A 13,824-nucleotide genomic window follows, 5' to 3' on the forward strand; every position below is an offset into this window, starting at 1 on the left:
GAAATGCGTCGTTTCGATACAAAACCTTTAATTGCGTTTGCGACGGCTCCAGAGGACCAGGATGATCCTTGGTACAAAGATGCCGAGCAGGCTGTTCAGTACATGACAGCAAACTCGGAATCAGACGAGATTGTGATTTACGTTAGCGCTCCTTTCCTTCTCATCGTCGGGGCACTCGCTCCAACCGATAATGTCACTCCTCCCGATGGTGAAACGCTTCGAAATCTCTCACTGTTCACCGATACTACCTGGCGCATCGAGAAGTCCTGGTGTTCCAATGAAGGACATCGTGTCTACATTGAGGCACCCTTTCCAGAGGACAGCGGGTCTGCTTTAGCAGGGGGTGAACCTCTGGTCATTCGGCGACGTCTTGAGGGGGTTCATACCGGGCCAACGCCGATCGAAATTAGCCAAAAACTCGTACATTGCCTCGACATTCACTATATGGATGAGCGAAAGGCGTATTGCCGCCTGAATGACAATGGCGATATCGAGGATGTCATCAGAATACTGAGGCTCCAAATTCCCGACCAAATAGAGGGGCGGGATATAGTCACGATCCTTCGTAAGGACCTGGACAATTACATGGCCCTAGCGGACATGGCGCTGGTCATGAAATTTGATTTCACTCGTTATGTGGCCGGCAGCTTCAACGGTTGGGATGGCGCCAGTCGATACAACCGAGACGAGTCAGATCTGTTCTACCATGGTGGATCGACCAGTAAGGCGAGCTTCGCGCATGGAGCCATGGTGGTTAGGCCTAAGACCACCGTTGAAGAACAAGAAGAGGCGTGGCGCAAAGACTTCGACGGTGATCCAGATCGTGAGTACGCGGTCTTCAAAATCTTTGATCGTAAGAATGACCGCCAGGTAGAGACTTCTTGCAGCCCCGAGCACATCGTCAGCTATTTTGAAGATAGCGATCTTCCCTGGCAGATATCTCCCGCTTTTTTCAGGGCAGAAGTTCTAAATCGCTTCAAGGGCGACCCTGAGAAGTACACGCTGGAGGACCGGAGCATTTCGTGCAGAGGAGCTTGGTATCTTAAATCTTACGATATCAATGAGGCCGGCCAGGTTCATGCGTACATCTGGGACCTATCGAAGCTCCCTTACGATGAACAACTGTACTGGAAGGCCTTCAACGAATGGCCTAAGGCTCCCATCTCCGAGCGCGCGCATCGAACGGACATCGAAGGCGACTGGTACACCGAATATCATCCATTGGATGCGCTCAAGCGCAAGGTCCGAACGCTCGACAAGAGAAAGCCTGCCTGGTGGAACCCTCGCGGTGAGGAGCTGATCGATAGCGTGCTTGCTCCAGCCACAGACTCGCCTAAGGAATGGGGAGATGAAGTCATGGCTCTCGATCAATGTCTGGTAGAAGGCTTTCTCGACAAGCCACTGCGTAAGATGGCTGAGGCGAAAGGACGCGTTCTGGAGCCAACCTGGCGCTCGCTCAAGTTGTTGTATGAAATTCTCGTGGGAAGCTCAATTAGCGCAGAAGACGCTAAGCAGATCTTGGCGCCGATGAGAAAACTCCATGAGCTTCGCAATGAGATCCGGGGACATGCGACTAACGAAAAGAAAGCTGTCGCTATTCGGGAAGCCCGTACCACCCATGGGAATTTCCGTACGCACTTCTTCCACCTAGCCGAAGGTTGTGATCATGCTCTTGTCGCAGTTTTGAGAGCTCTCGAGATTGATATCGACGAATGAGCAACGAATGGCCTTAAGGGGAGCAGTATTGGAGCCTTTGTCGGGCCAACCTGCCCCCCCCCGGCATCTCGCCCAAACTAGTTAGGTACGGCAGCACATGTACGTCACATATACTGGGTATTAACTAGGTCTAGTTGTAGCGAGCACGCCAAGCATAGATTGACCCGCGTGACGCTTCTCAACGACTTCGCCTATTTTCTCCTTACCAAAACCAATGAGGGCACCGCTAGCTGCGCCTGCCAGTGCAACTGCGGGAACACCTACTGCAAGGAGCGGGGAAAGTAAGGGAAGCATGACTGCCGATGCTACCAGACCCGCGCCTATGATGCTGCCTGTAAGGACTGCTGCTTTCTTCGGTGCATACTTTAATTCAATATCCTTAAGACTCTTGCGTTGCCGCTGTACTAGCGAAGCGAGGCCGTGGCTGACCTCTTTGATCATTTCATCCGTATCAATGGGGCCTGTGGATGCTAGTTGGCTTGTATATTTGTTGAGTTCCTCTCGGAGCCACCGGTGTTCGTTATTCGAAATTAGCTGGACAAGAGTCGTTACGGGGATATTAGCCAGCCAGGATAGGCTGTCGTCCTGGATCGCATGGAGCGTCCGAAGCGCTTGATCAGAAATCACATTTTTTGAGCGCAGATCTCTTGCATTTGCTTGAGCGATTTTCTCGAAATAGTGCCAGTGAACAGGCTGCGAAAGAAGTGCCTGCGCCCCAAGTTCGCTGGAATTTTCAAATAAATGGTACTGAGGTCGTAGTCTTTCCAGAACGCCATTGAGAAGCAATGGGCCCGTGGGCATGCGTTTCATTTGATCTAGAACAAGGGGCGAGCGTATTCCCTCAAGCTCTTTGAGATATTGGCTCGCCGCTTCGCCGGCGCTGAGTTGAATGCCGAGTTTCCCACCTGGAGGGACAAACAAGCCTGATGGCATCAGTGCGTCAAGAAATGCAGTTTCTTGTTTATTTGAATAATCGAATAGTTCTTCTAGTGATTGAATCTGTCCGAGGCAAATTGGGGAAATCAAGCGAATCGCCAACTGTTCAAGCCCCAACTTGGTATGTGCATCGTTCCGTTCCAATGCCTCCTCGAAACTTGGGAAAATAAAAACAGCTGGCACTGGAAGCTTAGCATCTACTAACGGACGCAACTGCAGTATATGGAAAAGTTGAATGGCAAGTTGTAAGTGTACAGCATTTAGGTTTAGGTCTGAGCTTATGAATGGGTATATAGGATCTGGGATTAATTGTGTATCTGCGTAAAGACCGGTTATGCGAACGGCATTGAGTGCGGATGGGCCAAATTGACGCTGACCACCCGTAACCAATCTCATTCCACCAAGACTCTTTGCTCGTTGATAAATATTTATGGAATGGCGATTATAAAATTCACTCAACTCTTCTGTTACTTGGTTTACTGAGTGGGCGAACACGTCTGGCTGATGTCCAACACGCCACATCATCCGTTGCTTGATCTCGTTCACGCTTCTGACCAGATCGACCGAACGGCCTGTCAATGCAGCAAATAGCGAGCTGAAAAGGGCAAATAGTTCAATTTGAACTTCATTCATGGCGGTTGTTGGCTGATGAGCTTTATCCTTTAACGCTTCTTCTCTCTGTACCGACAGCGCTGCGCCAAAACTCGTCGCCATCAATACAGTCTTTCTGGACATACCTTTAGTATCTACCAATCCAGTAGCTGTCAAAGGAGCAGCTAATAGCTCATCCACATGGGATTGTAGCGATGGAGGAAATTTCAACGTCCCCTCTCTCATTGCCTTCCAGGCATCCAGAAGTCGCTGTGCAGTTTTGGGGTTGTCAAATGACATTTTAGGTTCTTTAAATGGTGGTCATTGTTCGCCGATATACCATAATTGGCAGTTTGACGCTACTCACTTGCGGTTTAGTTCATTGACTGCTTCTGGCCGATAGCAGTCGATCGCGAACGAGCATTATCGACCCAAGCGGCTACGAACGCTTGAATCGAGCCGCTCCGAAAGGCATTGGCTAGAATGAAAAATTAGGTTTCATTCGAGCAGGCCCGCCAGTTCCGCGAATGCGACCTGGAGTGCAAGCAGCAGTGCGTCGTAGATCTCGAATAAGTCGGATTCTTCTGAGAGCTTTAAACGATGCTTCACGAAACGCAACTTTTCCTCTTGCCCCTCGTGTGATCCCAAATGCGAATAGGCAATTCGAAAATCATAGAGGGAATAGAGCGGGCTCATTGTTCCTGCAACGTCTTTCGCGGGAGCTACTGCCTCTATTAGTTTCTGCAACCGTTTCAGGCTTCCAAGTTTCGAACCATCCACCCCAAGCGTGCTAAGAATTTTCTCGAGTGCCTTGTTGTCGAACGACTCAAGGTAAACCTTGTTCAGTGCATCTGCGACATTTCGACGCTCGGCTGGAGTGTCTACGACCGGCCGTCGAATGGAAATTGCCAGATCTAGAACCTCTTTCTCTAAATGAGCGACTTTTTGCCCAAAACGAGCAAAGCAGGCCTCCAAAAGCCTTGAGCGTTGTTCGAAAAGCTGGTCTTCTGGCGGGCGATCAGTGAACTTGCACTCGATTTGGCCGTCGTAAAATTCAGAACCGATGGAGTGATCTGATTGAACGTTCTCAGAACGCAGATAAAATTGCTCGCTCTCCGGTAAGCGGGCGATATCTCCAAGCCACATGACTAAACGTCCATGCCGATTTATCCCAAAAGGGATATCAAAGTCATCACCTTGTCTGATTGACCCATAGGTGCTTGAAGCAAAGGCCACTCGATACGACGGATGAACGTCATATTTGAGTAAGACCTCTTTATTGAAAAATACTGGCGTTAGGAAACCCTCATCGAACTCGCGCCAGAGGCCTGGTATGTAGCAGTAATCATCACTGTCGTACTGGAATGGCACTTTCGTAAAACCGTAGTTCCTTTCGGTTTTGCGACGTTGAACCTTGACGTTGTCGGATTTACTCTCAGTTGCGCGCTTGTGCAACTCGATTAGCGCGAACCGCGATCTATCGGGCAAGTGCGAAGCGCCGCACTCTGGGCACTTCAGGATAGGCAGATCGCTCAGATATATATGGACGCCAGACACTTCATCGTTGAAGTCTTCGAAAGACAAATCCAGATGAGTCGTACAGGTGTTGCAATAGATGCGCTGCACGTTTCCAGCCGGGGGGAAGAGGTCACCTAAATTCATGTTTTTTTATGACACCTAACGAGTTAAAGGGCGGGTGCAATCGTAGCCAGAGGGAAAAAAGCGACAAGCCATGAGCCGAGATTACGAAGTCGTCGGCAATGTGTCTATGTTTGGTATCGGGGGGCAGTGTCGTCGTCCGTGAATGTCTGCTTCTGGCCCAGAGTGTGTAAAAACGCTTCCCCAAAATTGAAGTGTGCGCGTCTACGTTAAATCTGAAATTTATCGGCACGTCAGTAGATGTGGATTTCGCGTAGAAGCGCGATTTTCAGTTCGGTTTTAAGTACCTGTCGCGCTCAAAAACGTTTTTACACAGCCTCGGCCGAAAGCAGCCCCTCCAGGCATGGAGGCATCAAACTAAACCCCAGAAACCCAAGGCGATCCTGATCTTCACCGCATTCCTGCCCCAGTCCGTCGACCCGACCCGCGCCGTGACGCTGCAATTTGCACCGCTCGGCGCGTTGTTCCTGATCCTGGAATGGATCGCCATCAGCGCCTACGCCTGAGGTAACGGTGCGGAAAAGGCAGTTGGCAATTAGGGCAGGCATCCGTATATTCGAATATCCATATATACGAGCTTCCAGCGATGAGCCCTCTCCCCCATCCCACCAAAGTTCTCTTCATGTGCACCGCCAACAGCTGCCGCAGCGTGTTGAGCGAAGCGCTGTTCAATCACTTGGCTCCCGTGGGTTATGAAGCGGTGAGTTCCGGCAGTTTCCCCAGTGGCCGGCTCAATCCTCAAGCCGTGCAAACCCTGCACAACCTAGGTATCTCGACCGAAGGCCTCTACAGCAAAGACTCTTCAGCGTTCGCCGACTCCCCACCCAACATCGTCATCACCGTGTGCGACAAAGCCGCCGGGGAAGCCTGTCCGGTGTATTTCGGCCCGGCGATCAAAAGCCACTGGGGATTGGCCGATCCATCGGAGGTGCATGGCAACGAGCAGGAAATTCAGGCTGCTTTCGACAGCACCGTCAATACGATCAAGCAACGGTTCGCAGCCTTCTTCGCACTGGACTTGAAAAGCCTTTCGGACGCCGAACTGAAAGTCGAACTGGACCGCATCGGAGCCTTGTGATGAACGACGAACTGCCCAATCTCGATCTGGACCTGCTGACGCCTGCAACCGAAAGCACCCACAAACCACGCATCCTGTTGCTTTACGGCTCCACCCGTGAGCGCTCTTTCAGTCGGCTGCTGACCGAGGAAGCCGCACGAATTTTGCGTCTGCTGGGGGCCGAAACGGTGATCTACGACCCTTCCGGGCTGCCCCTCCCCGACGATGCACCCAGCGACCACCCGAAGGTCCAGCAACTGCGCGAGTTGGTGCTCTGGTCAGAAGGCCAGGTGTGGTGTTCACCGGAACGCCACGGTTCGATGTCGGCGGTGTTCAAGGCGCAAATCGACTGGATCCCGCTGACGATGGGCGCGGTTCGTCCGACCCAGGGCAAAACCCTGGCGGTGATGCAGGTGTGTGGCGGCTCCCAGTCGTTCAACACGGTCAATCAATTACGCGTGCTGGGCCGCTGGATGCGCATGTTGACCATCCCCAATCAATCCTCGGTGCCCAAGGCTTTTATGGAGTTCGACGAGGCTGGCCGGATGAAGCCTTCCGCGTACTACGACCGTGTGGTGGATGTGATGGAAGAACTGATGAAGTTCACCGTGCTGGTGCGTGGCCGCGAGGAGTTCCTGGTCGACCGATATTCGGAACGTAAAGAGAGCGCTGAAGAACTGTCGAAGCGGGTCAATCAACGCTCGATCTGAGGCAGCGGAATTCTCTGTCGATTTTCCGGTGGAGGCGGCCGTCAACGCGTCTTATGCTCAACCCATGAACCTACAAAACGCTTTGCTGCCGCCCCACGCCGAGATGGTTCGCGCCATGCTCGAACGAGACACCGCCTACGAGGGGGTGTTCTTTACTGCCGTGAAGACCACCGGGATCTTCTGCCGCCCCAGTTGTACGGCGCGCAAGCCCAAACCGGAGAACGTCGAGTTCTTCGCCCATGCCGATGAGTGCATGTCGGCGGGCTACCGCGCGTGTCTGCGCTGCAAGCCGCTGGACGCCGCCGCCATCGCGCCGGACTGGGTGCAGGCGTTGCTCAAGTCGGTGGACAGCGATCCTGACCTGCGCTGGACCGATGCCCAGCTCGTGGCCGAGGGCATTGAGCCGTTGAAACTGCGGCGCTGGTTCAAGCAGCATTTCGGCATGACCTTCCACGCCTGGCTGCGCACCCGGCGTCTGGGCATGGCCTTGGGTGGTATCAAACAGGGTGATTCCATCGACAACGCGGCGTTCGACTCGGGCTACGAATCCCTGAGCGGTTTTCGCGATGCGTTTCAAAAATCCTTTCACATCACGCCGGGCCGCGCGGCCAACAGTGAGCCGCTGCTGTTCACTCGCCTGACCACACCGCTGGGGCCGATGATCGCCATGGCCGAACGCCGTGGGCTGGTGCTGCTGGAGTTCCTGGATCGTCCGGCGCTGACCCGGGAAGTCGAAGAACTGCAAAACCATTATGGCTATGCCGTCGCGCCGGGGCACAACGCCCATTTGCAGCAGATTGAAGCCGAGCTGACGCAGTATTTCGCCGGCAAACTCACCCGATTCAACGTTCCGCTGCACTTGCCCGGCAGCGAATTTGCGCGGCAGGTCTGGGCCGAACTGGCGAAGATCCCCTACGGCCAGACCAGCACCTACGGCACCATCGCCGCGATACTGGGCAAGCCCGGCGCCAGTCGTGCAGTGGGCCTGGCCAACGGGCATAACCGCCTTTCGATTGTATTGCCCTGCCACCGGGTGATCGGTGCAGACGGCTCGTTGACGGGCTATGGTGGAGGGCAACCGCGCAAGGCATTTTTGCTCAGGCTGGAAAAAGCCGCCGTGCAGGTGACTGAACAACTCGCATTCTGACCCCTTGGTTTCTCTAAAAAGTCATAAGGAAGGAGACTCGATGGACACCCAATTTCATCAACTGCACCAAGAAGGCTTGCTGATCCTCACCAACGTCGCCGATGCCACCGGGGCGCGCATCGTCGAGCAACTGGGCTGCAAAGCCGTGGCCACCAGCAGCGCGGCGGTGGCCTGGGCTCATGGGTATGCGGACGGCAACACCCTGCCCCTCGAACGCCTGATATCGACTGTCGAATCCATCGCCCGCGTGATCTCGGTGCCGTTGACCATCGATGTCGAGGCGGGTTATTCCGATGACCTGACGCGGGTTGCCGAGGTCATTGATGCGGTGATCGCGGCCGGTGCGGTCGGGATCAATATCGAAGACGGCGCTGCCCCGCCGGAGTTGCTGGCACGCAAGATCGAAGTCGCCCGTCAGGTTGCCGATCGCCGCAACGTGAAGCTGTTCATCAATGCCCGCACCGACGTGTACCTCAGGGGCCTGGTGCCTGCCGAAGATCGCGTCGCCGAAACGCTCAAGCGCGCCGCGTTGTATCAAGCAGCAGGCGCCGATGGGTTGTTCGCGGCGGGCGTGACGGCTGAATATGAGATTGCTGCACTGTGCCAAGGCACACCATTGCCGGTGAACGTGCTCGGGCTGCCGGGTTTGCCGTCGCCTGAAACGCTGCAAGCCCTCGGCGTACGGCGACTGAGTGCCGGCTCGGGCATTGCCGAGTTTCTGTATGGCGCGATGGCGTCTTTGGCCAAAGGCTTTCTGGAGACCGGCAAACTGGACAGCAGCCACCTCAAGGCCTTCACGTATGGGGAAGTCAACGCTCTGCTCAAACCTGCCGGGAAAGCCTGATCGTCATGCTCGATACCTATCTGCCGGCGACCGAATTTCTGTCATCCATCGACGAAGACTGGGCGCGCCACATCGCGGCGATCGGCCCGTGCCTGCACCAACCCCACGCGGCTCGCGATCCCTATGAGTCGCTGGTGCGGGCGATTGCCTATCAGCAACTGCACGCCAAGGCCGGGGATGCGATTGTCGGTCGGCTGCTGGCGTTGTATCCGTCAGTGGCGTTTCCCAGGCCGGAACAGATTCTGGCGACAGGGTTTGATCAGTTGCGCAGTTGCGGGTTTTCCGGGGGCAAGATTGCGACCATCCAGGGAATTGCGCAGGCGGCTCTGGACGGCGTGGTGCCGGATTATGCAACGGCACTGGCGATGGACGATGAGGCGCTGATTGAGCGCTTGATCACCTTGCGCGGGGTTGGCCGCTGGACGGTCGAGATGCTGCTGATTTACAGCCTGGAGCGACCGGATATTTTGCCGGCGGATGACTTTGGAGTGCGCGAGGGGTATCGGCGACTGAAGGGCCTGGAGGTGCAGCCGACGCGAAAGCAGATGATGGAGATTGGCTTGGCGTGGAGTCCATATCGGACAGTAGCTTCGTGGTATTTGTGGCGGATGACTGGCAAGTAAACCGCGTTATCGTTCATCGCCAGCAGGCTAGCTCCCACACTGGATCTCGAGTGTTCACAAAACCCCTGTGGGAGCGAGCCTGCTCGCGATGGCGGCATCACATTCAACACATAACTCAGGGCCAATCACAACCCGGATTTCAACCGGCTAAACGCCCGAATCAGCGCGCGGTTGAACGCTTTGCCATTGTCATTCTTGCTATACAACGACGCCCGCACCTGCGCCGACGGATACGTCCCCGGATCATTGCGAATCGCTGGATCGATCAAGCCGTCCGCCGCCGTAATCGCATTGGCGTAGTGAATGGTGTCAGTGATTGGCGCAATCACTTCAGGGGTCATCAGGTAATCCATCAACGCCAGCCCGGCCTCGGGGTGCGGTGCATCCTTGGGAATGACCATGGCATCAAACCAGATCAACGTGCCCTCCTTCGGTATCCGGTAACTGAGCTTGAACGGTTTTTTCGCCGCCTCGGCCTGCCCGGCCGCGATGGCCACGTTGCCGTTCCACGACATCGCCACGCAGGTGTTGCCGTTGGCCAGGTCGCTGATGTTCAGGTCATTGTCGAAGTAGCGAATGTACGGCCTGATCTTCGCGAGTTGTTGCTCGGCCAGTTTCAGGTCATCGAGATTCTGGCGATTGATGTCCAGGCCCAAGTACTTCATGACCGCTGCGAAAACCTCGTTCGGATCGTTGAGCAGGCTAACCCCGCAATCGGCAAATTTCGCCACCACAGCCGGGTCGAACAGCATTGCCCAACTGTCCCGTGGCGCGTCCGGCAAGCGCTGTTTGATTGCCTCTTCCTGATAGCCGACGCCGGTGGTGCCCCAGGCGTAGATCCCGGCGTAACGGTTACCCGGATCGAACGCTGCCATGTGTTGGCGGAACTCTTCCCCGACGCCGGCAAAGTGCGGCAGTTGTTGCGGGTTCAGTGTTTGAATCGCCCCGCTCTGGATCGCCCGGGACAGGTGTTGCCCCGCCGTCAGCACCAGGTCATAACCGCTGCGGCCGGTCAGCAGTTTGGTCTCCGCCGTTTCTAACGAGTCGAAGTGATCGACCACCACATGGATGCCGGTTTTCTTCTCGAAATTGGTCAGGGTATCCGGGGCCAGGTACTCGCCCCAGATGTACAGGTTTACCACCGGTTTCGCGGTGCCGGCGGCCTGCACACACAAAGGTGCAAGCACCAGCAATAACGCTTGAGTCAGTTTGTGCAGGCCCATGTTCAAACCCCCTTTGCGGCGTATTGCGGCATGGTGATACAGGCGACATTGCCGCCACCCAGAAGAATTTCCCGAGAGTTTTCGATGCCGACGATTTTGTGTTGCGGGAACAACTCAGCCAGGGTCGCCTGCGCCGCCTGATCATGGCGATCACCAAACAGCGGCACCACGATCGAGCTGTTGCCGGCGTAGTAATTGATGTACGACGCGCAGATCTGGGTCCCGGCCTGACGGGTATGGGTGCTGTCCTGCTGGTCCAGGCCTTCGGCCTCTTCAGCGGTCCATTCCAGCACATCCGGTTGCGGCAGTTTATGCACGATCAGGTCGCGGCCACGGCTGTCGCGGGTGCTGCGCAGAATGTCGTAGGCCTCTTGATAGATCTCCCACTGCGGATCATCGCGATTGTCGCTCCATTGCAGCACCACTTCGCCGGGGCGAACGAAGCAGGCGAGATCGTCGACGTGGCCGTCGGTTTCGTCGAACTTGCACCCCCGTGGCAACCAGATGATTTGCTCGGCGCCGAGGTAATCGGTCAGGCGGCGGGTGACTTCTTCCTTGCCCAGATGCTGGTTGCGATTACGGTTGAGCAGGCATTGTTCGGTGGTCAGAATGCTGCCCTGGCCGTCACTCTGGATCCCGCCCAGTTCGGCAATCAGCGGCGCGCGGTAGCGGTCGAAACGCTCGATTTCGAGGATTTTGCTGGCGATCTGATCGTCCTTGTCCCACGGGTAGTACAAGCCGCCGTCGAGACCGCCATAGGCGTTGAACTCGAAGTCGACGCCGCGCACTTCACCGCTGTCGTCGTTGACCACAAAGCACGGGCCGCTGTCGCGGAACCAGGTGTCGTTGCAGGTCATTTCCACCACCCGTACCTGAGGCGGCAACTGCCGGCGAGCGGTGGCGAATTGCGCGGCTGAGGCGCACACCGTGACCGGTTCGCTTTGAGAAATTGCGGTAACAATTTGCACCCAGACTTTCTGCGCAGGCTTGGCTCCATTGCGCCAGACGTCGGTGCGTTCCGGCCAGCCGAGCCAGCAACCGGCCTTGGTTTCGAATTCGCCGGGCAGGCGGAAGCCGTCGAGTTTCGGGGTGGAATCGAGCAAACGTGCCATGGTCAGACCTCATCAACGGGGATTGGAATGACCACAGGCTAAGGTCGTCGGCGCCCTCCTCGCCAACGATGATTATTTCGGAATACTTGAATTCAACTCATCAATCGGTCAGCTGATCGTTGAACCATTCCAGCATCTGCGCCACGGCCGGACGCTCCAGGCGTACCCGCTCACACACCAGCGCATATTGCCCGAGCGCGGTCATGCTGGCGGTGAAAGGCCGGACCAGACGACCGCTGAGCAAGTCTTCCTGGGCCGTCAAATTGTCGCCCATGGCCACGCCCTGCCCTTGCACCGCCGCTTCCAGCGCCAGGCCCGCATGGGCGAAATACAGTTGCCGTTCGGGACGCTGATCGCCGGCATGACTGGTGAGCCACGCGGTCCAGGTCTTGCCGTCCTGATCGTCATGCAACAGGCAATGGCGCGCCAGGTCCTTCGGGGTTTTCAAGGTGCCCTGGTTGAACAGGCCAGGGCTGCACACCGGAAAAAATTGCAGCGCCGGCAAGGGCCGGACGAAGTACGCGCTGCTGTCGACCGGACCCGTGCCGTAGGTGATCGCCAAGTCGATGTCTTCCCCCGGCGCCGTGGCGTCGATGGGTTGTTCGTAGAGGTGCAGCGTGATGTGCGGATAGCGCGCGTAAAAGTCGGTGAGGCGACTCATCAACCATTTCTGCGCCAACTCGGCGGTGACCGCCAGACGCAACACGGCCAACGATGACGGGTCGCGCAATTCATCGCAGGCTTCGCCGATCAGTTCGAAGGCTTGCTGCAGGCTTTGCATCAACCGGCCCGCGGCCATGGTCGGACGAATCTGCCGGCCTTCGCGAATGAACAGCGAGACGCCCAGGTGCTCTTCGAGCTGACGGATTTGATGGCTGACGGCGCTGTCGGTGACGCACAGCTCGGCGGCGGCCCGGCCGAAGTGGGCGTGACGGGCGGCGCATTCGAAGGTTCTGAGTGCTGCTAAGGAAGGCAGTCGTCGCATGAATTCAGCCCCGGTGATGAAGGCGACCATGCTGCCTTGGCCGTTGGTGGGCGTCCAGTAAGACCGAGTTATCGTTCATCGCGAGCAGGCTCGCTCCCACAGTTGACCGAGTTCTTCCCGATGAATGCGGTCCCCCTGTGGGAGCGAGCCTGCTCGCGATGGCGGAGGTACATTCACCACAAATCCAAGCCCCCATCACCCGCCCTTATCCACCATGACTTCCCCCCAAACCCGGCGCATGTTGGTGTCTCAACCGGAGGGATTCGCCATGCTCAACGCTCTCAAACAAATCAACTCAACCTCGGCCTTCAACCGCTGGGCCGGTTTCGAATTGACCGCTGCCGCGAGCGGCGAAGCCGAGCTGACCCTGGCTTTTCGCGAAGCCGACATGGCGCAATACGCCGGCTTCCTGCACGCTGGGCTGATCGGCGCGCTGCTCGACACGGCCTGCGGATTCGCCGCCGGAACGGTCGCCGGCAACGTGCTCGCTTCGCACTTTTCGGTGAACTGCCTCGCGCCCGCCGTCGGCGAAGTGTTCATCGCTCGGGGCCGGGTGGTGAAGGCCGGCAAGAAGCAGGTGTTTGCCCGCGCCGAGCTGTTCGCGCAAACCGGCGACCAGTTGAAACTGGTGGCGACCGGCGATGCGATTCTGGTGCCGGTCGAAGTTCGCTGACGGTCTAGGCTGTTTTGGGTACACCTAACCCTCGTCGGAGGTTCCCATGCAGCTCGAAGGTTCCTGTCATTGCGGCGCTGTGTCGTTCAGTTTGACCAGCGCCCACCCCTACCCGTATCAGCGTTGCTACTGCTCGATCTGCCGCAAGACTCAGGGCGGTGGCGGTTACTCGATCAATATTGCCGGTGATGCCGCCAGTCTGAAGGTCCGTGGGCGCAAGCACGTCGCGGTTTACCATGCGCAACTCAAGAACGAAGGCGCCAAGCGCGCCCATCGCAGTATCCTCGGCCGGCATTTCTGCTCGGTCTGCGGCTCGGGCCTGTGGGTGTACAGCCCCGAATGGCCGGAGCTGATTCACCCGTTCGCGTCAGCCATCGACACCCCGCTGCCGGTGCCGCCTGAACACACGCACCTGTTGCTCGACTCAAAGGCGCCGTGGGTGGAAGTCGACATGCGCCCCGGAGACAAACAGTTCGACGTCTATCCCGAAGAGTCCATTGCCGACTGGCATGAACGCCTGGGTTTGAGCCGCTGAAGCCGCTTCACAG

The 13,824-nt window shown here is 56.7% G+C and carries 13 protein-coding genes and 1 pseudogene; 9 read left to right on the plus strand and 5 right to left on the minus strand.

Going from position 1 to position 13,824, the window contains the following annotated elements:
* Positions 1-3 precede the first annotated feature (3 nt).
* On the plus strand, positions 4-1,716 hold the full coding sequence (locus tag ACYZT6_RS14095) for a hypothetical protein (protein WP_462027420.1): 1,713 nt from the start codon (positions 4-6) through the stop codon (positions 1,714-1,716).
* A 120-nt stretch (positions 1,717-1,836) separates the two neighbouring features.
* Here the strand turns inward: ACYZT6_RS14095 and ACYZT6_RS14100 are convergent, their stop codons facing one another.
* Together ACYZT6_RS14100 and ACYZT6_RS14105 are read right to left on the minus strand one after the other, a co-directional pair.
* Positions 1,837-3,543, minus strand: a complete 1,707-nt coding sequence (locus tag ACYZT6_RS14100; protein WP_462027421.1) for a hypothetical protein — start codon at positions 3,541-3,543, stop codon at positions 1,837-1,839.
* A 198-nt stretch (positions 3,544-3,741) separates the two neighbouring features.
* Positions 3,742-4,905, minus strand: a complete 1,164-nt coding sequence (locus ACYZT6_RS14105) for a hypothetical protein (protein WP_462027422.1) — start codon at positions 4,903-4,905, stop codon at positions 3,742-3,744.
* A gap of 368 nt (positions 4,906-5,273) precedes the next feature.
* On the opposite strand from ACYZT6_RS14105, the pseudogene ACYZT6_RS14110 reads away from it, so the two are divergent.
* From ACYZT6_RS14110 to ACYZT6_RS14135, 6 genes and pseudogenes are all read left to right on the plus strand, one after another.
* A pseudogene (locus ACYZT6_RS14110) lies at positions 5,274-5,405 on the plus strand (LysE family translocator); the annotation flags it as partial.
* 83 nt (positions 5,406-5,488) lie between these two features.
* A complete protein-coding gene (locus tag ACYZT6_RS14115) occupies positions 5,489-5,980 on the plus strand; it encodes an arsenate reductase ArsC (protein ID WP_462027423.1) in 492 nt (163 codons plus the stop codon).
* Positions 5,980-6,669, plus strand: a complete 690-nt coding sequence (gene arsH, locus ACYZT6_RS14120) for an arsenical resistance protein ArsH (protein ID WP_462027424.1) — start codon at positions 5,980-5,982, stop codon at positions 6,667-6,669. The genes ACYZT6_RS14115 and arsH overlap by 1 nt, the downstream gene beginning before the upstream one ends.
* A gap of 64 nt (positions 6,670-6,733) precedes the next feature.
* Positions 6,734-7,816: a bifunctional transcriptional activator/DNA repair enzyme AdaA gene (locus ACYZT6_RS14125; protein WP_462027425.1), complete on the plus strand. Its 1,083-nt coding sequence runs from the start codon at positions 6,734-6,736 to the stop codon at positions 7,814-7,816.
* Between the two features lie 40 nt (positions 7,817-7,856).
* Positions 7,857-8,660: an isocitrate lyase/PEP mutase family protein gene (locus ACYZT6_RS14130; RefSeq protein WP_462027426.1), complete on the plus strand. Its 804-nt coding sequence runs from the start codon at positions 7,857-7,859 to the stop codon at positions 8,658-8,660.
* 5 nt (positions 8,661-8,665) lie between these two features.
* Positions 8,666-9,283: a DNA-3-methyladenine glycosylase family protein gene (locus ACYZT6_RS14135; RefSeq protein WP_462027427.1), complete on the plus strand. Its 618-nt coding sequence runs from the start codon at positions 8,666-8,668 to the stop codon at positions 9,281-9,283.
* A gap of 125 nt (positions 9,284-9,408) precedes the next feature.
* Here the strand turns inward: ACYZT6_RS14135 and ACYZT6_RS14140 are convergent, their stop codons facing one another.
* From ACYZT6_RS14140 to ACYZT6_RS14150, 3 genes are all read right to left on the minus strand, one after another.
* Positions 9,409-10,506 carry an extracellular solute-binding protein gene (locus tag ACYZT6_RS14140; protein ID WP_462027428.1) on the minus strand — a complete coding sequence of 366 codons (1,098 nt, stop codon included), beginning with the start codon at positions 10,504-10,506 and terminating at the stop codon, positions 9,409-9,411.
* A gap of 2 nt (positions 10,507-10,508) precedes the next feature.
* Entirely contained in the window at positions 10,509-11,618 is a 1,110-nt protein-coding gene (gene aguA / locus ACYZT6_RS14145; RefSeq protein WP_462027429.1) for an agmatine deiminase, read from the minus strand.
* Between the two features lie 100 nt (positions 11,619-11,718).
* A complete protein-coding gene (locus tag ACYZT6_RS14150; protein ID WP_462027430.1) occupies positions 11,719-12,603 on the minus strand; it encodes a LysR substrate-binding domain-containing protein in 885 nt (294 codons plus the stop codon).
* A gap of 268 nt (positions 12,604-12,871) precedes the next feature.
* On the opposite strand from ACYZT6_RS14150, the gene ACYZT6_RS14155 reads away from it, so the two are divergent.
* Together ACYZT6_RS14155 and ACYZT6_RS14160 are read left to right on the plus strand one after the other, a co-directional pair.
* Positions 12,872-13,276, plus strand: coding sequence for a PaaI family thioesterase (locus tag ACYZT6_RS14155; protein ID WP_462027431.1), 405 nt, complete (start codon positions 12,872-12,874; stop codon positions 13,274-13,276).
* A 46-nt stretch (positions 13,277-13,322) separates the two neighbouring features.
* On the plus strand, positions 13,323-13,811 hold the full coding sequence (locus ACYZT6_RS14160; RefSeq protein ID WP_462027432.1) for a GFA family protein: 489 nt from the start codon (positions 13,323-13,325) through the stop codon (positions 13,809-13,811).
* The last annotated feature ends 13 nt before the right edge of the window (positions 13,812-13,824 follow it).

The sequence above is a fragment of the Pseudomonas sp. RT6P73 genome, from assembly GCF_054897715.1.